Source organism: Pseudohaemophilus parahaemolyticus (assembly GCF_938021905.1).
Taxonomy (GTDB): domain Bacteria; phylum Pseudomonadota; class Gammaproteobacteria; order Enterobacterales; family Pasteurellaceae; genus Haemophilus_A; species Haemophilus_A parahaemolyticus_B.
This window is the reverse complement of sequence record NZ_CALIFA010000079.1, coordinates 1-22,214: the sequence shown is the minus strand read 5'-3', so window position 1 is coordinate 22,214 and position 22,214 is coordinate 1. Positions and strand designations below refer to the sequence as shown.

Here is a 22,214-nt window from a genome sequence, read left to right as displayed (position 1 = left end):
TTTATTCTATTTTTCATCTTATCTTAATAACTCCGCAAAATCTCCTTGAGATTTAATCTCTGTAAATTTTCCTTTTTGGATAATCTGTCCTCTTTTCATTACCCAAATTTCATCGCAACTCGCTAAATCTTCAATGCGATGAGTGATCATCAGTGTTGTGTGTTGTTGGCTTAAATGGTGCAAGGCTTGTAGCACTTGTTGCTCAGATTGCAAATCTAAACTGGCAGTCGGCTCATCTAACATCAATAGTTCATAGTTTCTTAGCAACGCTCGAGCGATGGCAATACGCTGAACCTGTCCTCCAGAAATGCCTGCATTGCTGTCTTGCACTTGATGTTCCAAGCCTAAACGGTAAACAAACTCATCCGCTTTAGAAAGCAAAAGAGCTTGTGTAAGAGCTTGTTCTGATACTTCGTAATTGCCAAGCAAAATATTTTCTTTTAATGAACCACGAATAAGCTGAGGGTTTTGCCCTACCCAAGCTAACTTTTCTCGCCATTGGATTAAATTTAATTCACGTAGCTCAATGCCATTGATGGTCACTGAGCCTTCATAAGGCAAGAAACCAAGTAGCATATTCATCAATGAGCTTTTTCCTGCTCCACTCTGCCCAACTAAAGCGATATGCTGTTTTTCGCAAATATCAAAATTGAGTGGTTGAGTTAGGCGTTTACCTTGTGGAGAAAGCACCACGCAATCTTTGGCTTGAATAACAAGCGGTTGATTTTTGAAATCTTTTTGCGAAGTTTGGCAAGATAACACCTCTTCATTTAAAAAGGCTTCAATATTATCCGCTGCTGCAATCGCTGCAGCTTTATCATGGTAGAAAACGCCTAATTCACGCAATGGCTGATAAAATTCTGGTGCAAGCATCAAGCAGAAAAAGCCCGTAAATAATCCTACAGCAACGCCATAACCACCAAAATCTAGCTCACCTAAGAAGGTAAAACCAAAGTAAACCGCCATTACTGCAATCGAAATTGCCGTAAAAAACTCAAGCACAGCCGAAGAGAGAAACGCCATTTTCAACACATCCATGGTGCTTAAACGGAACTCTTCGGTGCTTTGGTAAATTTGCTCAGTCTGCTTTTCTGCTTGCCCAAATAGACGGATGGTTTCTAATCCGCGAAGTTTATCCAAAAATTGACCACTCATTCGTGAGAGTACGCCAATATTGCGTTGGTTGGCTTCCACCGCTTTAATTCCTGCCAATGCCATAAAAATCGGAAGCAGCGGTAGTGTTGCAAATAAAATTAAACCTGCCGCCCAGTTAATTGGGAAGACTACGCAGAGGATTAAGATAGGCACAATCAACGATAAAAACTGCTGTGGCAGATAACGAGCATAGAAATTATGCAGATTTTCGACCTGCTCTAACATCAAATTTGCCCAGCTGCCCGTTGGTTTTTGCTGGAGCGACATAGGTCCGACCGCTAACAGCTTTTGAATAATCTGCTGGCGTAAATGCAAGCGCAAGGTCTGCCCCGCTTTAAAGCCCATTCGCTCACGCAACCAAATCAACACCGCTCTGGCGGTAAAGCAGCCGAATAATAATCCTATTTCAGCTAGAAATTGGCTTGCGGTTTGATGTTCAATAATGATTTTATGTAACATCAAGGCAATCAGTACCATCTGTCCCATCATGAACAAGGCGCTGATTGCGCCAAAGAGCACATTGAGCAGCAGATATTTTTTCACAGTTTTCTGCTGTTCACGTAGCCATTTTTGTAGAAGTTTTTGTCGTTCTTTTTTCATTTATTTCTCTGTAAGTGCTTGGCGTATTTTTAATCAAAATCAAAACGATACATTAAATCGACAGCTTGATTTACGCTAGAAACCCATTGTAAATACAATTTCGGGGCGAGATTATAGCGTAAAGTTAGCTCCGTTAAAGGGGCAAAAATGCCTACGCCATATTTCACTCTAAATTTGGGCGTGAGGCTCGCACTCACTTCCACTTTCGTATTATCGCCAATCCCTGCCGTGCTTACACTTAAATCATTTAAGCCAAAAGCACTGCCCACTTTGCCGACCGTTTTGCTGCTTTTTGCCAAACTCATACCGAGCAAGGCTGCCGCCATTGAGTTACTCGAGCTGGTATCACCGCTACTATCTAACGAACGCCCTGTTAAGATATAAGAAAGCGCATTATTTTGTGACATCGCAGGCTCTGAGAACACTTTAACTTCAGGGCTATCCGCCAAGCCAACCACTTTTACACCAGCGGTAATTGAACTATCTTCCATTGCTTCTGGATTGCGAATTGCTTCAATATTCAAACTTGGTTGAGAAGGCAAGCCCGCAAAGCTGATTTGTCCTTTGCGGATAATTAAATCCTGTCCAAATGATGCGTATCGCCCTTCGGTTAAATTTACTTGACCATACAACCCTAAACCCTGTTTGCCTTGGCGCACCGCAATGGTGCCATCTACATTGGCTTTTAAGCCGTAAGCATTGAGTTTCACATCATCGCCAATATGGATGTTAATGTTCGATTTAATCGCCATTCCGCTTGGCGTAGTTTGTGGAATTTGACGCTGTGCCAGCGGGATTTTTTTCTTCACAGAACCATCCATAATCACTTCGTCATCACTTACGCTTACCACGCTTTCTGGCAACTCTTCAACCTCAATCCTTGCCCACGGAATATCAATGTTACCGCCTAATTCAAGCTCTTTTGGCATGACTGAAACCGAAATATTCGGGCTTACTTCCACTGTCCCAATATTTGGCATACTCACTTTAAAGCGATTCGCACGGGCATTGATTGTACTTCGCCATGCGTCTAATTTTCGCCAATCGGCAGCCCCCTCTAAATGCAGATCACTCTCTGGCGTTTGAACCACACCCGAGAGGGTAGAACTCGCTCCATGGAAATGCATCGCTAAACGCCCATCAGTAATATCAAACGGCATTGAAACCGATTTCGCACGTAAATTGCTTAAACCTAATTGCCCGTGTAATTGTGGTGCAAGCACATTTCCGCCCATCGTTAATTTTGCATTGATATTGCCATCAACCGATTCTCCGCCCGTTAATAACGGTTTGATTAAACGAAGCGAAAGCTGATCAATTTCAATTTGTCCAGATAATGTTCGTGACTTAGTAATGTCTTTCATCACTAAATCTGTTGCTAATCGCCCGTTATTTTCAATCCGTAAGTCTGTTTTCAGATTTAAATTATTGTCTGCCAAACGAGCGTTGATTTTAAGTGGGCTTGCCGTAATCGGGAACGTTTTGCCCTCCGATAAAGCTTGCGTAAATTTTAAGTGATGTGAATTAACCTCTAAATTTACTTGCGGTGCTCTGTTTTTAAACCACGCTGCATCGCCTTTTGCCGAAAGAATGCCCGATAATTGCGTGCTATTATCTAAATAGGTTTTTAGCATCGCTAAATCTAATCGCTTGATCTCAAACGGAATTTTCCCTTCTTGCCCCGCATTAAAAGTTTGCGGGAAGCAGAGTTCAGCGTGCGAATTTAACCAGCAATGAGGAGACACTTGGGCGTTAATTTGCTGATTGTTGTAATTCACATTTACCGCTTGGTTGGTTCTAAATTTGCCGAGCTCTCGGTTTTCAATTGCCAATTGGCTGATTTGCCCATTCCACACTTGTTGCAAGCGGTCAAATTTGCCAGAAAGTTGCAAATTTGCCGAGATTGGGTCGCCTTTTGCGTTGAATGTGAGGCTATGTTGCGCTTCTGAACCTTTCGCATTGAGATCCGCTTTTTCGACTTTCATTTCGCCATAGGCAAATTTTTGCAGCGTTAATGCAACATCACCTTGAATGGTTTTCTCGGTCGTGACTTTTCCTTTCGCTGTTAAATGTTGCAAATTAAGATCATCATAAGCTACATTATTTGCTGTTAGATCGAGATCTAAGTTTGGCTCGCTCACTTTACCCGAAAGCGTCACATCACCTTTGATGCCTGCTTTTAAACGTGGCACTAACCCTTGCAAATTCGGGGCGTCTAGATTGGCGGTAAAGTTTGAACTGTCCCCCAATACGCCTTGCATTGCGATGCGGTTTTCACCATAAATCAAGGTCGCATTTGGTACGTTCAGCAAGGTTCGATGATCGGACTTCAATTGTCCTTGAAGCTGTAAAGTCCGTTGTGAAAGTGTCCCCTTGATGTCTATTTTGGGCACATCCACCGCCCATTCATTGTGCTCTTCCCCGCGAGCGGCATAACCTTTACTTTCAAGATCACCACTTAACACTGCAGCCCAATCTGGAGAGAGAGATTTTGTGTTGATATTATTGAGCTGTAATTTGCTTTGCCATTCTATTCCATCACGCCAATCCACTAAGCCAGAAAGCTGAGCTTTGCCGTCTAAAGCGGTTAAATTTAGGCTATCAATTGCAAAATGGGTAATCGTGCCATTACCTTTTAAATCCACGCTAGAAGCAGGAATATTCATCCCTTTTGCATTGCCCGAAAGCGTGAGCTGATAATGGTTCATATCGCCTTGTAAATTCAACGCAACATTATTTAATTTCAGCGGATCATTCTTATCTTGCGTAATGGCATAGCTTGCCGACGGGCTTTTTAGGCTAAGATTAAACGGATTTTTCTCCGTGGTTAACGCAATATCACCTATTAATTCGGCTTGAATTGCCCCTATCGTTTTTACATTTAATGCCGTTTTTTGGAAAAGATCACCAGAAAGTGCAATATCGGCATTATTCACAGGAATTGCCGATGAGAAGTTTTGCAAACCTTCTGCGTGCAATTGCAAATCAAGCGGGTAATCCCCGTTTAGCATCAGCTGCCCTTGTGCGGAAAGATTGCCTTGCTGACTTTTCAGATTTAAACGGCTAATTTCAACCGTTTGGTGATCCGCTTTTGCCGCTAAAGTTGCCTGATCTAAATTAAAAATCTGGCTCGGTTTCTCATCTGGGGTTAATGGCTTTTGGCTGATATTGATATTGGCTAAATTCAGCTGTTCAATATTGAAATCAAGCGGCAAAACAAGCGGTTGTTTTTTGGTTAAAAATGGCGAATTTAGCGTTTGCTGAATAGCCGCCCAATCAATCGGCGCTTTTGCAGATTGTTCTTCAGATTGAACCGCTTGTTTTGCCTCGGCATCCTCCGCTTTCATTGGGGCAAGCGAAATCGCCAAGCCATTTAACTCGGTGGGGAAAAGGGTCACAGAGCGCCCTTCACCTTGAATGCCCGACTGGAAATGATCAAGTTGAATATCTAACGCATCCACTTTCACGCTGATATTATCCAGCGCAATCTTTTTCGCAGTAATCCCAAGCGGGAGATTAAGTTCGGTAAAAGGCTCGCTCTCTTCTTGAGGTTGAGATGGCGGAAGTTTGCTCGTGTCAATCGCAACGATTGTATCTTTTAAGCTCAAGTTTTCAAGGCAAGCATCATATTTCCATAGGCAAGAAAAATCGAAATGTAACTGTACTACGCCTGCAGAAACCTCCACGCCTGCCATGTTGTATTGGGTGTTGGTCAGCGTTAGCCCTTCTTGTAAGCTACCTTCAACCTGTTCAATGGAAAGCTCATCTAATAAGCGTTCAGCCAAATGAATGACCGAACGTTGCCCGTAACCAGTGGCAAGATAGCCCATTCCGCCAACCAAAAGTAGCGGAATCCCGCACAGCACCCAACGCAGAAATTTAACTTTGCATTTTGGTTTTATGTCTGAAGATTGCTTTTCAGTTTCGCTCAATTTTTCTGTGATTTCTTGTTCTTGCATACTAAAGTTCTGAACCTAATCCGATATAAATTTGCACGCCTTTTTCATTGCTTGGCGATTTTACAGGTGTTGCGACATCAAGTTTGATGGAGCCAATAGGTGACACCCAACGCACGCCAATGCCTGCCCCTGCGTGTAAATCTTTGCTGTTGAATTTGTCGGACGCTAATCCCGTATCATAAAAAGCGGCTGCCCACCAATCTGGATAAACTTGATATTGATATTCGACCGAACCTGTGGCTAAACGCGAGCCGCCGAGCCGTTTTCCGTTATTGGGATCGCGTGGTGAAATATCTTTGTAGCCAAAGCCTCGCACGCTCATATCGCCCCCCGCAAAATAGCGTAATGCTGGCGGGATTCGTTCAAACTCTTTAGCGTGAATACTGCCCACTTCGCCGCGCAATACAAAACGATGGTTTTTAAAGTAGGTTCGAATCCAAGCGGTAGACAGTTTCCAGCTATAAAAATTAACATCTGAAGTCAGATCTTTCGATCCCCAGTTCACCGTTAATTTTTGCGTATCGCCCCACAATGGGAAACGACGTCCATCTGAACGGGTGCGATTTAATGATGCCGTTGGGTAAATCAGCAACGTTTTATGAGAAATATTTGCTTGCGTGAAGGAATCGTAGCGTACTTTCACGCCAGTCGAAAACGACCAGCCTGTCTCACGTGTCCAAAATCGCATTAAGCCCAAAGTTGCAGCGGTTGATTTGGTATCATGTTGATCTTCACGCTCAATCCCACCAGACACTTGGTAATAGTAGTGAATCGGATTCGCTCTCACAGGAATGTTATAACCAAATTCTGCGGTCTGTTCAGGGCGAGAAATGTAAGTGCGGGATTCAAAACTATGCCCACGGCTGTTAATCCAAGGCTTTTTCCAGTTAAATTGCAAGCGTGGTCCCACATAGGTTGCAAAACCTAAACCGACTTCCATCTCATTACGTTTACGTGGCTGAAAGAGCACATTGAGATCCACCGTTTTCTGCGCTTCATTCAGCTTTGGTTCAACCAACACAGAAGAGAACCAATTACTAGACGTGTAATCTGAAGTCAGCGTGGTTAAATCATTTCCGTTGTATGGCTCGCCCGTATGGATTTTAAGAATATTCCGCAAATAATCTTCACGAATTTGGTTGTCGGTAAATTGGATTTCTCCATAACGATAACGCTCACCGCTGTCGTAACCTAATCGCCAATCGGCGGAATGCTCGGTTGGATACACCTCAAGACGATGATAGAGCCAATGCCCATCAAAATAGCCTTTTTTGAAGGCAAGCCCTTCTAAGCTACTTTTGAAATTATCATAAACGCGATGATATAAAGTCGTCCCTTTTTTCGGCACGGTGGTGAGCAGCTGTTCAAAATCTGGATCGGTTTTCGCCTCACCAATAATTTGCACATCCGTTTCATCAATTTTGACGGTTTCTTTATCCAACTCAACATTCAACACTAAAAGTGGCTTTTTGCCCTCACGCGGTTCTAGTACAAACTGATATTTGGTGTTGTAGAAACCTTTGGCACGCAAGCCTTTATCAACTGCATTTTTGACTAAATATTGGTAGCGCTCCGAGCCATCGGCATATTCGGGAGCGATTTGCGATAAAAAAATCTGCACGTTTGCCCAAGCATCTTTATCTCTGCTTGCAATGCCTTTCACCTCTAAATCAACTTGAGCTTGTTCGCTATTCTCCGACGGCTCAGAAGCGGTCGAATTTTCTTCCTCTTTTGCGATTTCTTCTGCATAGCTCAATGAAGAGATTGCCATCAGGCAACAAAGTGTTAAAAAACGAAGTTTAAAATGCACGTTATTTCCTTGGAAATCACCTAGGGCTACACGCCCTAGGTTAGTAATAAATGTGTCCCTATGGGACACCAATCATTGTAATCATTCCAGCCCCATCGGGGCTGATTTATGCGTAACCTAGGGCAAAAGCCCTAGGGTGATACTGGCTGCGATAAACCTATCTCACCAATCTCAACGGATTCACCGCTACACCAGCTCGAGTAATACCGAAATAAAGCGCAGGGCTACTTCGACCGCCAGAGTTCCCCACGGTTGCAATCGTTTGACCTGCTAAAACGCGTGCGCCTTCTTTTACCAAAATGCTTTGCGTGTAACCATAAACAGATAAATCATCACGACCGTGGCTGATAACCACCATATTGCCATAGCCTTGTAACCAGCCTGTGGTAACAACACGCCCGCTTGCGATAGCCCGAATTGGTGTGCCTGCACTGGCTGAAATCACGATGCCATTCCAACCATTACCAAATTTAGTCACGACTTTACCAGAAACTGGCATTGAATATTTGCTTGAACCTAAACCACTGCCCGCTCGTACTTGCTGTTTCTCACTTTCAGTTGCTTTGCGGTTTTCTTCTCGGCTTTTCTTCGCTTCTAACTGAGCAATATCGCGTTTTTCTTGCTCTTCAGCTTGGTGCGTTGCTGCCACTAATTTTTCTTGGAGTGCAGCAGCGTTTGCTTTCAATTCCTCTAATTGGCTTTGGTCTTTTTCAAGCGTTTTATCAATCGCCTTTAATGTATTTTCACGCTCCCGCTGCACTTTTTTTAAGTCTTGCTCTTGCTTCTTTTGGGTCGAAAGCTGTGTTTGATGTCCTTTCTGCTGTCCTTTTAGTTCATCGCGACGCGCTTTTAGTTCCTCTTGGGTATGGCGTAAATCATTAATTAAATCAATGCGAACTTGATTGATATGCTCATAGTAAGCGGTCATTCTGTCCGCATTTTTTGCAGAATCGGACATCAACCGCTCAAGCACAGAGGGATGAATACCCGAACGGTATGCAGAATCCAGCTGATCTTTTAATCGCTCTTTTTGCTCTTTTTCTTGCTGTTCTAACCGTTTGATTTCTTGCTCTGTACGTTTAATCGAAGCGCGAATATCCGCCAATGAACTTTCAGTATCTTTTAGCTTGGTAAAGACTTGCCCCATTTCCACTTCTTGCTGTTTAAGTGTGGCTTGCAACGCATTACGTTTTTGGCGGCTTTCATTGATTTTACTTTTCTGTTTTTCAATTTTTTGATTGATTTCAGAAAGTTGATTGGCGTTGCTTATCGCAATTAGGCTATTTAAACCAAATAAGCTAAATATAAGAACGAAAAGATAGCGAATTTTCACAAAAAATTCCTTAAGAGAGCAGATGTAAACAGTGCCTATTTTAGTGAAATTTTTGAGGAAAATCAGCTTTTCTACGACTTTTTATACCCTTTTACAAAAAGAAAGTGGCTCACCCTTTAAAAATCAAGGATTTTTTGCTATAAATAGCCCGTTTTCATAATCAACTCAACTTAATAGGAGCTCCTATGGAATTAGTATTTATTCGCCACGGTTTCAGTGAGTGGAATGCTAAAAACTTATTTACAGGTTGGCGTGATGTTAATTTAACAGAACGTGGTATCGAAGAAGCAAAAGCAGCGGGTAAAAAATTATTAGGCGCTGGTTACGAATTTGATATCGCATTCACTTCTGTATTAACGCGTGCAATCAAAACTTGTAACATCGTATTAGAAGAATCTAACCAATTATGGATTCCTCAAGTGAAAAACTGGCGTTTAAACGAGCGTCACTACGGTGCATTACAAGGCTTAGATAAAAAAGCAACAGCGGAACAATATGGTGATGAGCAAGTTCACATCTGGCGTCGTTCTTACGACATCTCTCCTCCTGACTTAGATCCGCAAGATCCAAATTCTGCACACAATGACCGCCGTTATGCACACTTACCAAAAGATGTGATTCCAAACGCAGAAAACTTAAAAATCACATTGGAACGTGTTTTGCCATTCTGGGAAGACCAAATCGCACCAGCATTATTATCTGGTAAACGTGTTCTTGTAACGGCTCACGGTAACTCATTACGTGCATTAGCAAAACACATTATCGGTATTTCTGATGCTGAAATTATGGATTTCGAAATCCCAACGGGGCAGCCATTAGTGTTAAAACTTGATGACAAATTAAACTTTGTAGAGAAATTCTATCTATAAGCCAATTTGAATTGAGAGCCTAGAATGGAAATTCTAGGCTTTTTTTCACCCTATTTTAGGCTATAATGGAGTGCAACCTAATACGTTTATACTCTGCATTACAATGGAGGTTTTATGGTAGCTATTCGACACTCTCACGAACTTAACCCTGCAACATTTGAACTCGCTGGTTGGAGTGAGTCGTTGCATATGTCTCCTGTTACCTTTGATAAATTGCAGAATGCGTGGCGATATTCGCAAGAAAAGCTAGACCCCACTCAATATGAATTGATGTGGGATGGCATTGAAATGGCAGAAATTCTCTATGGCTTGAATATGGATGATGATAGCCTTGTTGCCGCAATGCTTTTCCCTCTTGTTAAAGGCAATATTATTGACCTTGTGCAAGTCAAAGAAGATTTCAGCAACCAAGTGAAAAACTTGGTAAAAGGCGTGTTGGAGATGGAAAACATCCGCCAACTCTCATCTAATTCTGCTTCCGATCTGCAAATTGATAATATTCGCCGTATGCTGTTGGCAATGGTGGATGATTTCCGCTGTGTGGTCATCAAGCTTGCCGAACGCATTACTTATCTCAGAACTAAAAATCGTTATAGCGAAGAAGATATTGTACTTGCGGCAAAAGAGTGCTCACACGTGTATGCACCTCTTGCTAATCGTTTGGGCATTGGGCAATTGAAATGGGAGCTTGAAGATTACTGCTTCCGTGCGCTGCACCCGCAATGTTACCGCCAAATTGCGAAATTCGATCTTGGTGAACGCCGTGTCGATCGTGAAAAATATATTGCAAATTTTGTGGCGGATTTAACCGCTTCACTAAAAGAAGAATTAGACGAAGTGCAGGTTTATGGTCGTCCAAAACATATTTACAGCATTTGGAAAAAAATGCAGAAAAAAAATCTGCGTTTCGATCAATTATTTGATATTCGTGCTGTACGCGTCATCGTGCCAAAATTAGAAGATTGCTATACTGCACTGAGTATTATTCATACCCAATATAAACATCTACCAGAGCACTTTGATGACTATATCGCTCAGCCTAAACCTAACGGCTATCAATCTATTCATACCGTAGTGATCGGCAAAAGCGATAAACCTATTGAAGTGCAAATTCGCACGCAAAAAATGCACGATGATGCCGAACTTGGCGTTGCCGCTCACTGGAAATATAAAGAAGGGGCAACTGCGGGGCGTTCAGGCTATGAAGAGAAAATCGTTTGGCTGCGTAAACTCTTAGCGTGGCAAAATGATATTGCGGATTCTGGAGATGTGCTTGATGAAATGCGCTCACAGGTGTTTGATGATCGCGTCTATGTCTTTACTCCACGTGGCGAAGTGATTGATTTGCCAAAAGATGCGACACCTCTTGATTTTGCTTATGCAATTCATAGTGAAATTGGTCACCGCTGCATTGGGGCGAAAGTAGCGGGCAAGATTGTGCCATTTACCTACAATCTCAAAATGGGAGATCAGGTTGAAATTATTACCCAAAAACAACCGAATCCAAGTCGTGACTGGCTTAATCCAAACACAGGCTTTGTGAACACCTCAAAAGCACGTTCCAAAATTATTGCGTGGTTCAAAAAACTTGATCGTGAGAAAAATATCCCGATTGGGCGTGAAGCTCTTGAAGCAGAAATGATCAAACTAGGCTTAACGCACAAGCAAATCGAAACTTATGCATTGCCACGTTACAACCTCAAACAGATGGACGATCTGTATGCGGGCATTGGTGGTGGCGATATTAAACTCAACCAGCTCAGCCACTATTTACAAAGCCGTTTAATTAAACCTACCGCCGAGCAAGAAGATGAAGCGGTATTGAAACAGCTTAATAAAAACTCGCATCAAAAAGCCCAAAATGGTCAAGTAATTATTGAAGGCGTGGGCAACTTGATGCACTCCATTGCACGCTGCTGCCAACCAATTCCAGGCGATCCGATTGTAGGCTACATCACTCAAGGTCGCGGTATTTCAATTCACAAAGCTGATTGTGAACAGCTGTTTGAATTACAAAGCCTTAATCCAACTCGTGTGGTAGAAGCCCAATGGGGAAGTTATGCTGGCGAAGGCTTAAGTCTTACCATTCGTATTATTGCCAACGACCGTAACGGTTTACTGCGTGATGTGAGTGCAATTATGGCAAACGAGAAAGTCAATGTATTAAGCGTTGCTAGCCGTATTGATGCCAAACGTAGCCTTGCAATTATCAATATGGAAATTCAGATGAACAATGTGGCAATGCTGAATAAAATCTTGGCTCGCATTACGCTTCTTGATGATGTGATTGAGGCAAGAAGAGCTGGATAATTCATTGATACTCACTTTTACTTATTCCCTTGCTATTTAGTGGGAATTTTTATTTAACTCTTATTAAAAGTAATAAAATTACTTGTTTTTCCATTTTTACCCCCCATAATGGGAAAATTATTTAAAACCAAAGAAGAGAGCAAATTTATGGCACCAAGAAAAAAGAAAACTATTGCATTGCCACTTTTGCCACTGCGTGATGTAGTGGTGTTCCCGAATATGGTAATGCCATTATTCGTTGGACGTGAAAAGTCGGTGCTTGCACTACGTGCTGCGATGGATGCAAACAAGCAACTGTTTCTTGTTACCCAAAAAGATCCGCAAAATGAAAATCCGACATTAGATGATATGTATGACATCGGTGTAACTGCTAATATTATCCAAATGCTAAATCTACCAGATGGTACGGTGAAAGTGTTGGTGGAAGGTCAGACTCGAACCAAAATTGAGAAGGCTCACGATGATGAATCTGGTTTTTGGGCAGAACTAAGCGTGATTGAAACAACGGATAATGCCGAATCTGAAGAGCTAGCTGCACTTACAAAAACTACCTTTGCTGAGTTCGAAAATTACGTTAAAAATAATAAAAAAATTCCCACTGAGATTTTAGTTAAATTGCAGAAAATCAGCGATCAAGAACGCTTAGTGGATACGATTTCAGCCAATCTTTTAACGCCTGTTGCGAAAAAACAAGAGCTTTTAGAAGAGGCTAGCTTACTCAAACGTTTCGAAACTTTGTTGATTGCAATGGCAACTGAGCTTGATTCAATGCAGATGGATAGCCGCATTCGTGCACGCGTGAAAGAGCAGATGGAAAAAAATCAGCGCGATTACTATCTAAATGAGCAAATCAAAGCGATCCAAAAAGAGCTCGGCAATAATGAAGATGTTGAGCAGAGCGAATTAGATAAACTGAAAGCAAAAATCAATGAAGCGAAATTACCTGTGGATGTGTTAGAAAAAACAGAAGCAGAATTCAAAAAGCTCAAAGTGATGCCACAAAGTTCTTCTGAAGCAGCGGTGATCCGTGGTTATATTGACTGGATTTTACAAATGCCGTGGCACAAAAAATCAGCCGTGAAAAAAGACTTAGCCAAAGCACAAGAGATTTTAGATAAAGATCACTACGGCTTAGAGCGTGTGAAAGAACGCATTGTGGAATACCTTGCGGTACAAAGCCGTTTGAACAAGCTTAAAGGTCCAATTCTTTGCTTGGTCGGTCCACCAGGGGTAGGGAAAACCTCACTCGGTCAATCGATTGCGAATGCCACAGGGCGTAAATATGTGCGTATGGCGTTAGGTGGTGTACGAGATGAAGCAGAAATTCGCGGGCATCGTCGTACTTACATCGGTTCAATGCCAGGCTCGTTGATGATGAAAATGGCAAAAGTAGGTGTGAAAAATCCGCTCTTCTTGCTTGATGAAATAGACAAAATGGCACAAGATATGCGTGGCGATCCTGCTTCGGCATTATTAGAAGTGTTAGATCCAGAGCAAAACAAAGCGTTTAACGACCACTATTTAGAAGTGGATTACGATTTGTCTGATGTAATGTTTGTGGCAACCTCAAACTCAATGAATATTCCACCAGCGTTGCTTGACCGTATGGAAGTAATTCGTCTTTCAGGTTATACCGAAGATGAAAAATTACACATTGCTCGTGAGCATTTAATTGCAAAACAGCAAGAAAATAACGGCTTGAAAAAAGGTGAATTGGTTATCGAAGATGGGGCGATTATAAGTATTATTCGCTACTATACCCGTGAAGCGGGTGTGCGTAACCTTGAGCGTGAAATTGCCAAAATTTGCCGTAAAGCAGTAAAAGCGTTAGTGTTGGATAAAAAATTAAAATCTATTACTGTCAATGAAGATAACATTACCGATTATCTAGGTGTGAAACGTTTTGACTACGGCAAAATGGATAATCAAAACCGCGTAGGTGAGGTAACAGGTTTGGCGTGGACAGAAGTCGGAGGGGATTTACTTACCATTGAAACCGCTTCTGTACCAGGTAAAGGTAAATTCTCTTACACAGGCTCTTTAGGCGATGTGATGAAAGAATCTATCCAAGCGGCGATGATGGTCGTGCGTGCACGTGCCGATAAACTCGGTATTGCTGACGACTTCCACGAGAAACGCGATATTCACGTCCACGTTCCAGATGGAGCAACGCCAAAAGATGGTCCAAGTGCAGGTATTGCAATGTGTACCGCCTTGATTTCTAGCCTCACAGGTAACCCTGTGCGTAAAGAAGTGGCGATGACAGGTGAAATCAGCTTGCGTGGTAAAGTGTTACCAATCGGCGGCTTAAAAGAGAAACTTTTAGCAGCACATCGTGGTGGCATTACCACTGTCATCATTCCAAAAGAAAACGAGAAAGACTTGGAAGAGATTCCAGCTAATGCGAAAACAGCACTTTCGATTCACTCTGTGGAAACCATTGACGAAGTATTGGCAATCGCCCTTGAAAATCCACCGCTAGGCATTGAAATTGTACCAAGCAAAGCTGTGAAGGTGAAGAAAACAACGAGAACGAAAGCGATTCAATAATCTCTAAAAGGTATAATAGATCAAAGTGTTGGTAAAAAGTGGCTTAAAGCCTTATATTACAAGGCCCTAAGCCCTTTTTTTGAAACATAAACCTAAAATGTCCATTTTGCCAAAGTACAAGAATAAAGAAACAGGGTAAAAAATAATGTTCAGCATTACTTTTGCCATCAATATAATAAAGCCTTTATCCTAAAGAATAAATTAGCTCATATTAACATTTAGTCTGATTACACTTCTGGAAAACAAACCTACCAGCAACTTTCAATAAAATATCAATGTTTGTCAGTACAATCCAACGATATATTGATAAAGCCCCTAAATCGCATTTAAAACTACTTAAAAATAGATATCTGAGCATCATGGATATAACTTTTTTTCCATCGCTATTAATGTGTTTTAGTCCTGATGGATTCGAATACAGATAAGGTTGTTAGCTATCATTTTATACGGACGAAAAAAGATATTTACTACACGCTTACTTTGGATTGATTACGAGGAAAAGATTATATAATTCAATCAATTACCTGTGAAGGCAGGCAAGGTCTAATAAAAAATCTTTTTAATGCACCAGTGTAGGTGTGCCAGTTTTATATGGTAGCCATCGTGATGAGAAAGTTAAGGAAAAAACATCAATCACAAGTGGGTAAAGAGTTAAAAATAATTGCAAAAACATTGGTAGAGAGTCCAAAAAATGAATTTTATCTTCGAAAATCATACCGAAATAAAAATTGAAAGGATGATAAATAGACTTAAGGGATTATTTAAGCATTTTAAGCACCAATTAAATAATCACAACGAATGAACTAAAAGACATAAGGTTATGTTTATAAAGGATTTTTTAAATAAAAATAGTTGCTAATATTTTGAAAAATAAACATTAGCAACTGTTTTATCTATTATGACGGCGTATTTTCGATATTTATTTCAGCATGTTAAAGGCAATTCGATATTATGTAGAACTGCCCTTTTAGTTTATAAATTTCTCAACGCCTCAATACGTTTTTCAAGTGGAGGGTGACTCATAAACAATTCTTTTGAACGCACACCGTTAATCATAAATGCTGCTAATGAACCTTCCATTTCTTGAGGTTCATGAACACGTTGTAAACGTTGTAATGCCATAATCATTTTTTCTTTGCCAACTAATTTAGCGGAGCCCGCATCCGCACGGTATTCACGGTAGCGAGAGAACCACATTGCAATCATGGTTGCAATCACACCAAATACCATTTGTAAAACAATATCTGCAATCCAGAACACTATCGTGTTTGTGCTTGAATTACCATTTTCATCTTTGGTGCTTGCCACCGCAGTTGAAATCATACGAGAAAGGAAAATCACAAAAGTGTTTAACACACCTTGCAATAAAGTCATTGTTACCATATCACCGTTCGTAATGTGGGCAATTTCGTGAGCAACAACTGCTTCTGCTTCATCTTCGGTCATATTGTCCAACAAGCCAGTACTTACTGCGACAAGCGAGTTATTTTTAGTTGCCCCCGTTGCAAATGCATTTACGTCAACAGAGTGGTAAATCGCAATATCTGGCATTGGAATGCCTGCTTGTTGAGATTGGCGTTGAACGGTGTTGAACAGCCATTGTTCTGCTTGGTTACGAGGTTGTTGAATTACTTCCGCTCCTACTGAACGTAATGCCATTGTTTTTGATAAGAACAGGGAGATTAAAGAACCTGAAAAGCCAAACACAAGCGATAACACCAAAATGCCTGCGGTACTCTGGCTTTGAATGCCAGTTACTTTAAAAATAATGTTTAACACAATCCCTAATACAAAGGTAATCGCAAGGTTGGTTAATAAAAAGAGAATGACACGTTTTGCCATTGATTAAACTCCAAATAAAGGTAAAAAAACTCTCCCTATAATGAGGGAAATGTCTGAGAATTCAAGCTATCAGACAACATTTATTCCCATAAATTTAACTGATTTGTAATTTTTCTGCTTGGAAAATGTACATTTAAGCCAATTAAACGAATATTACGCTCATTTCTACGTGCCCAAACTTGATGCAATAATTCTCTAAATCGTTCAAATTCAAGCCCATCTGTGGTGCGTTCAATCGTTGTTTGGTTGAAGTCTTCAAATTTTAGTTTGATGCCCAGTTTTTTAAATTCATGCAGAGGTGTATCTGCCCAATTACGTTGAATTCGGAAAAGCAGCTTGTGATAAAGTTCATCGATAATCAGTTCTGCCTGTGCGAGTGTGTTGATATCTTGCAAAAGCGTATTTTCAACTGCGAGGGATTTACGCGGGCGATCAATCTCTACTTCACGAATATCAATACCGTGGCAGAAACCCCACAAGCGTTGTCCAAATTTACCAAACTCTTGATAAATCAGCGTTTGCGAGCTTTGTTGAACATCTTGGCAAGTGAGCAAGCCCATTTGTGCGAGCTTCTCTTGAGTGACTTTCCCCACACCAGGGATTTTTTTAAGCGGTAGATTTTTAACAAAATTTTGCACCTCTTCAGGCGGAATCACAAATTGACCGTTTGGTTTATTCTGATCAGAAGCAATTTTTGCCAAAAATTTAAGCGGAGCAACACCGGCTGAAGCTGTAAGGTGCAATTCATTCCAAATTGCTTGGCGGATATTTTCCGCAATCCAAGTTGCAGAGCCGGAATGTTGTTTACAATTGGTTACATCCAAATAGGCTTCATCCAATGAAAGCGGTTCGATAATTTGTGTGTAACGGCGAAAAATCTGATGAATTTGAGCAGAAACCGATTTATACAACGGCATATTAACAGGCAGCAAAATCAAATTTGGACAGAGCTTCAATGCTGTTGCCGTTGCCATCGCACTATGTAAACCAAATTTTCTCGCCTCGTAATTACAAGTGGTGAGCACACCTCGCTGATTTGCTTTGCCACCCACCGCAACGGGCTTACCTTTTAACAAAGGATTTTCCCGTATTTCAACGGCAGCATAGAAGCAATCCATATCAATATGGATAATTTTTCTCGTTTTTTGCTCTGCCATCATTTGTAAAATTTCCTTCAAAATACACCGCTTACAAATGGATATAAAACCAGTTTTATTTTATCTAAATACTGGTAAAATTTCCATAAAAATTCATTATTCAAGGCATAATATAATGTTATACGGCTTGTCGATTGTGCTCACCCCTCTCTTTTTAGGTTATTTTTCTCGCATTTCTCACCCAATGATTTTGCATTGGGTCAATCGCATTGTGAGCCTTTGCCTCTATTTGATTTTGCTCGTCATCGGTGTTTCGCTTGGGCAGTTGGATAATATTGTCGAAAAACTCCCACAAATTGGCTCAGCAGCATTGGTATTTAGCCTTTCTATTCATACCTGCAACATCTTAAGCCTTGTGATTTATGATAAATGGCAGCCAATGGCTCGCAAAGTTGTTGCACAAGATGAAATGCCTTCTCGGTTAGCACAATTAATGATGTCGTTAAAATTGATTGGGGTGACTATTCTCGGGGGGCTATTTGGCTTTTTCACCAAAGATTTCTTTGTATTTCCTTCACACGCAAGTTCTGTTGTGCTGGTAGTAATGATTTTCGGCGTAGGCATTCAACTCAGAAATAGTGGCATTCCATTGCGAGAAGTTTTTTTGAATAAACGAGGCATCCAAGCCTCAATTATCTTTATGATGAGTAGTTTGATTGGTGGTGTGATTGCGGCTTGGTGGCTTGATTTCTCTGTAATGAAAGGGCTTGCTTACGCTTCTGCTTTTGGTTGGTATTCTCTCTCAAGTGTTTTGATGCATGATGCGTGGGGGGCTTTTTATGGAAGTATCGCCTTTTTCAACGATCTTTCCCGTGAAATTTTATGTCTCTTTATGATCCCATTTTTTATGCGGAATTTCCCATCCACAGCAGTAGGATTAGGCGGCGCAACCTCATTAGATTGTACTTTGCCGATTATTCAAAAATCGGGCGGAATGCAAGTTGTACCGCTTGCAATTAGCTTTGGTTTTATCGTAAATCTTGCTGCACCATTGTTATTAGCGATTTTTATTGGGTTGGCGTGATTAACCTAATAATTTAGACAATGCTTGCGATTTTCTCTCAATTTCTTGCCACTCAGAAACAGGCTCTGATTCCTTAACAATGCCCGCCCCTGCATAAAGAGTGATCTGATTATGTTCAATTTTGGCTGAACGAAGGGTAACGCAAAATTCGGCTTCTTGCGGGTTGAAAATACCTAATGTCCCCGCATACCAACCACGTTTAAAAGGTTCATTTTGGGCAATAAATTGTTTCGCCTTAGCTCGCGGTAAGCCTGCAACAGCTGCGGTTGGGTGAATCTGTCGTAAGCAATCTTGATCGAGCACATCGGCTTTTAAGGTTGCCTCAATCCGTCTTCTTAAATGTTGCACATTATGTAAACGTTTGATTTCAGGTAGATGTACCTCAAATGCCTCCACATAAGCATTCAAATGCTCCTCAATATCTTCCACCACAAGCTGATTTTCGTAGATATTCTTGGCATCTTTTAACAACCATTGGGCGTTTTGCTCGGTTTCGATTGGGTTATCAGAAACGGCAACTGTTCCCGCCAAAGCTTCAGTAAAAAGTTGATTGCCCTTGCGATAATATAAACGCTCAGGCGTTGAGCCCACAAAAGCATTCTGTGCATTTTCTGCCCATAAAAAATGGTAGCAACCAAGGTTAATTGCTCTGCTTTGTTCAACTAAATCATAAGCAGAAATGAGATTTTCAAAGGTAAGTTGAATGGCGTTCGCTAACACGACCTTACGCAAATCGCCCGTGCCAATTTGGGTAATAGCTCGTTCAATATTCATTTCCCATTGTTCAAATGTGCAGGAAGATTGAGGTGCTGATATTTGATAGTTTTTAACAGGAGAAGTTGAATTTAGCTCGGTAAAAAATTCAGTAAAATCAACCGCTTGCTCGCTTAGGTTTAATGTCAGGTAAGCGGTCAAATTTTGCGAATTTTTTACTAGCATCAAGCGTGGTAAGACAAATTGGCAAATGCCTTCAAATTGAATGCCACCGACGAGCGAAAGTGAGGTAGATTGTACAAAGACTTGTGCCTCTTCTAACGAAGAAAAAGTTTTTACTGCCCCAATAGTAGCAATCGTTTGATTTTCATCTCGCTTTTCAAAGAAAAAGTGTGGGAAATACTGATTTTGCGATTTTAGCCAGCCTAATAACAAAGATTCTTCTACAGATAAATTGACTTCTGCCGTAAGTTGAATCCATTCTTGAGTTGATTGCAGCTGTGAAAGTTGCTCGCTAAGTTGTTGTTCTAATTGAGTAAAAACTGACATACGCAAAATTTTAAGAAAATCAAACCGCTATTTGTAAAAAAGATGTTTATTTTAGCTTAAATCCTCTTTTTTTTCCTTAAAAATCGGAGTAAAGTTTGAAAATCCGTTTTAAATCTAAACACAACACAGGAAGCATTATGGAACGTTTTCCAAAATCAGATAAATTAGCACAGGTTCGCTACGATATTCGCGGTCCGATTCACAAAGAGGCACTTCGCTTAGAAGAAGAGGGCAATAAAATTCTCAAACTCAACATCGGCAACCCTGCCCCATTTGGGTTTGAAGCCCCTGATGAGATTTTAGTAGACGTTATTCGTAACCTACCAACCGCACAAGGTTATTGTGATTCTAAAGGCTTGTATTCTGCACGTAAAGCGATTGTGCAGTATTACCAATCAAAAGGTATGCTCGGAATGGATGTGAATGATGTCTATATAGGCAATGGTGTGTCTGAGTTGATTACGATGTCGATGCAAGCACTATTAAATGAAAGTGATGAAATCCTCATTCCAATGCCTGATTATCCACTTTGGACGGCAGCGGCAACGCTAGCGGGTGGGAAGGCAGTGCATTACCTTTGTGACGAAGAGAACGAGTGGTTCCCTGATATTGAAGATATCAAAGCAAAAATCAGCCCACGCACCAAAGGGATTTTGATCATCAACCCAAACAACCCAACAGGGGCGGTGTATAGCCGTGCGATTTTGTTAGAAATTGCTGAACTGGCACGCCAACATGGATTGATTATTTTTGCTGATGAAATCTACGAAAAAATCTTATACGATGGTGCGGTTCATCACCATATCGCAGCTCTTGCACCTGATGTATTGACAGTCACTTACAACGGCTTATCTAAAGCTTATCGCGTGGCAGGTTTCCGCCAAGGCTGGATGGTATTGAACGGACCCAAAAACCAAGCGAAAGGCTTCATTGAGGGCTTGGATATGTTGGCTTCTATGCGTTTGTGTGCCAACACCCCAATGCAACATGCGATCCAAACCGCACTGGGCGGCTATCAAAGCATCAATGAATTCATCCTCCCTGGTGGACGTTTACTCGAACAACGCAACAAAGCATGGGAGTTATTGGTGCAGATTCCAGGTATTACCTGCGTGAAGCCAAAAGGGGCGATGTATATGTTCCCGAAAATAGACACCGAGATGTATGGCATTAAAGACGATGCGAAATTTATCTACGATTTGCTTCAAGCAGAAAAAGTGTTACTGGTGCAAGGTTCTGGCTTTAACTGGCATAAACCAGATCACTTCCGTGTAGTAACCTTGCCTTATGTCCATCAGCTTGAAGAAGCACTTGGACGATTAGCGAAATTCTTAAAAACTTATACACAAGATTAATTTTTATCCTTTTGCTTCCTCCTTCCGTAAATGGGGGAGGATATCTCATTTATCCATTCTTTATGTTAAAAGGCGTCCTCTTTTCTTTAACAGCCTCTTTTTTATTTGGTTGTTTATATTATTTAGCTATTCACTTAAAACCACTTACAGGAGAAAGCATCTTCGGTATTCGTATGCTGTTAACGCTTCCTTGCTTATTTTTGGCTTTATTGTTATTTAAAAAATGGGATGAATTTAGTTTATTTTTACAACGATTAAAACGTGAGCCAAAATTATTTCTATTAATTCTCACCACCTCGACGATTGTCGGTGGGCAAATGTGGCTATTTTTATGGGCACCGAATAGCGGGAAAGCAATTGAAGTTTCCATGGGCTATTTATTAATGCCAATTGTTATGGTCGCTTTTGGCAAAATCGTTTATAAAGAACCACTTTCAAGAAATAAATGGCTGGCAATTATTTTTGCCTTTATTGGTGTGGTGAGTAATATTATTTTAGCGGGAAAACTCTCTTTAGAAAGCGTGTTTGTTTGCACAGGTTATCCGATTTATTTTTATTTACGCCGAAAATTTGACTTAAGCCATCTATATAGTTTTGTACTCGAAATTGCTTTTTTAATTCCAATTGCAATCTATTTTATTACGCAGATAGATATGCCTATGATAAAAGCAGAAAATCCACATATTTATATTTTTATTGCCTTATTAGGCATTATCAGCGGGGCAGCTTTAATTTCTTACACGTTGGCAAGCACTATCTTACCTTTTAATTTATTAGGCTTATTGGGTTATGTTGAACCGTGCGTGATGTTACTCATCTCATTTTTAATTGGTGAAAAATTAAATCCCAATGCTTATATTTTAATGTCTTGCTTATTAATTTCCGTTTTATTATTAATATTAGACGGTATTCAGGCTGTTCGCCGTAGCCATCGAAAATATAAAGCACAAATGAAGGTAAAATAATGTTAAAAGGTGTCTTTTTTTG

General features: G+C 40.8%; 13 protein-coding genes. 6 read left to right on the top strand and 7 right to left on the bottom strand.

Annotated elements, in window-relative coordinates; all coding sequences use genetic code 11:
* Positions 1 to 18 precede the first annotated feature (18 nt).
* The 4 genes from cydD to envC form a co-directional block, all read right to left on the bottom strand.
* Positions 19 to 1,755 carry a heme ABC transporter permease/ATP-binding protein CydD gene (gene cydD, locus QMF79_RS08925; RefSeq protein ID WP_281773567.1) on the bottom strand — a complete coding sequence of 579 codons (1,737 nt, stop codon included), beginning with the start codon at positions 1,753 to 1,755 and terminating at the stop codon, positions 19 to 21.
* Between the two features lie 29 nt (positions 1,756 to 1,784).
* A complete protein-coding gene (tamB, locus tag QMF79_RS08920; RefSeq protein ID WP_281773566.1) occupies positions 1,785 to 5,714 on the bottom strand; it encodes an autotransporter assembly complex protein TamB in 3,930 nt (1,309 codons plus the stop codon).
* 1 nt (position 5,715) lies between these two features.
* Positions 5,716 to 7,524, bottom strand: a complete 1,809-nt coding sequence (gene tamA, locus QMF79_RS08915; protein ID WP_281773565.1) for an autotransporter assembly complex protein TamA — start codon at positions 7,522 to 7,524, stop codon at positions 5,716 to 5,718.
* Between the two features lie 157 nt (positions 7,525 to 7,681).
* Positions 7,682 to 8,857 carry a murein hydrolase activator EnvC gene (envC, locus tag QMF79_RS08910; RefSeq protein WP_425591894.1) on the bottom strand — a complete coding sequence of 392 codons (1,176 nt, stop codon included), beginning with the start codon at positions 8,855 to 8,857 and terminating at the stop codon, positions 7,682 to 7,684.
* Between the two features lie 185 nt (positions 8,858 to 9,042).
* Here envC and QMF79_RS08905 point away from each other — a divergent pair, with 185 nt between their 5' ends.
* The 3 genes from QMF79_RS08905 (at position 9,043) to lon (ending at position 14,586) form a co-directional block, all read left to right on the top strand.
* Positions 9,043 to 9,726: a 2,3-diphosphoglycerate-dependent phosphoglycerate mutase gene (locus tag QMF79_RS08905; protein WP_281773564.1), complete on the top strand. Its 684-nt coding sequence runs from the start codon at positions 9,043 to 9,045 to the stop codon at positions 9,724 to 9,726.
* Positions 9,727 to 9,840: 114 nt separating this feature from the next.
* Positions 9,841 to 12,036, top strand: a complete 2,196-nt coding sequence (gene relA / locus QMF79_RS08900) for a GTP diphosphokinase (RefSeq protein ID WP_281773563.1) — start codon at positions 9,841 to 9,843, stop codon at positions 12,034 to 12,036.
* A gap of 147 nt (positions 12,037 to 12,183) precedes the next feature.
* Positions 12,184 to 14,586, top strand: a complete 2,403-nt coding sequence (gene lon / locus QMF79_RS08895) for an endopeptidase La (RefSeq protein WP_281773562.1) — start codon at positions 12,184 to 12,186, stop codon at positions 14,584 to 14,586.
* A 972-nt stretch (positions 14,587 to 15,558) separates the two neighbouring features.
* On the opposite strand, the gene htpX is transcribed toward lon, so the two are convergent.
* Positions 15,559 to 16,428 (bottom strand): protease HtpX, encoded by an 870-nt coding sequence (gene htpX, locus QMF79_RS08885; protein ID WP_281773561.1) that lies wholly within the window; start codon positions 16,426 to 16,428, stop codon positions 15,559 to 15,561.
* An 80-nt stretch (positions 16,429 to 16,508) separates the two neighbouring features.
* Entirely contained in the window at positions 16,509 to 17,588 is a 1,080-nt protein-coding gene (gene dinB / locus QMF79_RS08880; protein WP_390891355.1) for a DNA polymerase IV, read from the bottom strand.
* Between the two features lie 112 nt (positions 17,589 to 17,700).
* Between dinB and QMF79_RS08875 the strand changes: the two genes are divergently transcribed.
* Positions 17,701 to 18,609 carry a lysine exporter LysO family protein gene (locus QMF79_RS08875; protein ID WP_281773560.1) on the top strand — a complete coding sequence of 303 codons (909 nt, stop codon included), beginning with the start codon at positions 17,701 to 17,703 and terminating at the stop codon, positions 18,607 to 18,609.
* Here QMF79_RS08875 and QMF79_RS08870 read toward each other — a convergent pair whose 3' ends face one another.
* The gene (locus QMF79_RS08870) at positions 18,610 to 19,872 is read right to left on the bottom strand and encodes an isochorismate synthase (RefSeq protein ID WP_281773559.1); all 1,263 of its coding nucleotides are present in this window, start codon (positions 19,870 to 19,872) and stop codon (positions 18,610 to 18,612) included. It lies immediately after the preceding gene.
* 137 nt (positions 19,873 to 20,009) lie between these two features.
* Here QMF79_RS08870 and QMF79_RS08865 point away from each other — a divergent pair, with 137 nt between their 5' ends.
* Together QMF79_RS08865 and rarD are read left to right on the top strand one after the other, a co-directional pair.
* Positions 20,010 to 21,227, top strand: coding sequence for a pyridoxal phosphate-dependent aminotransferase (locus QMF79_RS08865; protein WP_281773558.1), 1,218 nt, complete (start codon positions 20,010 to 20,012; stop codon positions 21,225 to 21,227).
* A gap of 62 nt (positions 21,228 to 21,289) precedes the next feature.
* Entirely contained in the window at positions 21,290 to 22,192 is a 903-nt protein-coding gene (gene rarD, locus QMF79_RS08860; RefSeq protein WP_281773557.1) for an EamA family transporter RarD, read from the top strand.
* The last annotated feature ends 22 nt before the right edge of the window (positions 22,193 to 22,214 follow it).

Coding starts and splice junctions, on each gene's coding strand:
- cydD (WP_281773567.1), bottom strand. CDS start 1,755: ATGAAAAAAGAACGACAAAAACTTCTACAAAAATGGCTACGTGAACAG.
- tamB (WP_281773566.1), bottom strand. CDS start 5,714: ATGCAAGAACAAGAAATCACAGAAAAATTGAGCGAAACTGAAAAGCAA.
- QMF79_RS08905 (WP_281773564.1), top strand. CDS start 9,043: ATGGAATTAGTATTTATTCGCCACGGTTTCAGTGAGTGGAATGCTAAA.
- relA (WP_281773563.1), top strand. CDS start 9,841: ATGGTAGCTATTCGACACTCTCACGAACTTAACCCTGCAACATTTGAA.
- lon (WP_281773562.1), top strand. CDS start 12,184: ATGGCACCAAGAAAAAAGAAAACTATTGCATTGCCACTTTTGCCACTG.
- htpX (WP_281773561.1), bottom strand. CDS start 16,428: ATGGCAAAACGTGTCATTCTCTTTTTATTAACCAACCTTGCGATTACC.
- dinB (WP_390891355.1), bottom strand. CDS start 17,588: ATGATGGCAGAGCAAAAAACGAGAAAAATTATCCATATTGATATGGAT.
- QMF79_RS08875 (WP_281773560.1), top strand. CDS start 17,701: ATGTTATACGGCTTGTCGATTGTGCTCACCCCTCTCTTTTTAGGTTAT.
- QMF79_RS08870 (WP_281773559.1), bottom strand. CDS start 19,872: ATGTCAGTTTTTACTCAATTAGAACAACAACTTAGCGAGCAACTTTCA.
- QMF79_RS08865 (WP_281773558.1), top strand. CDS start 20,010: ATGGAACGTTTTCCAAAATCAGATAAATTAGCACAGGTTCGCTACGAT.
- rarD (WP_281773557.1), top strand. CDS start 21,290: ATGTTAAAAGGCGTCCTCTTTTCTTTAACAGCCTCTTTTTTATTTGGT.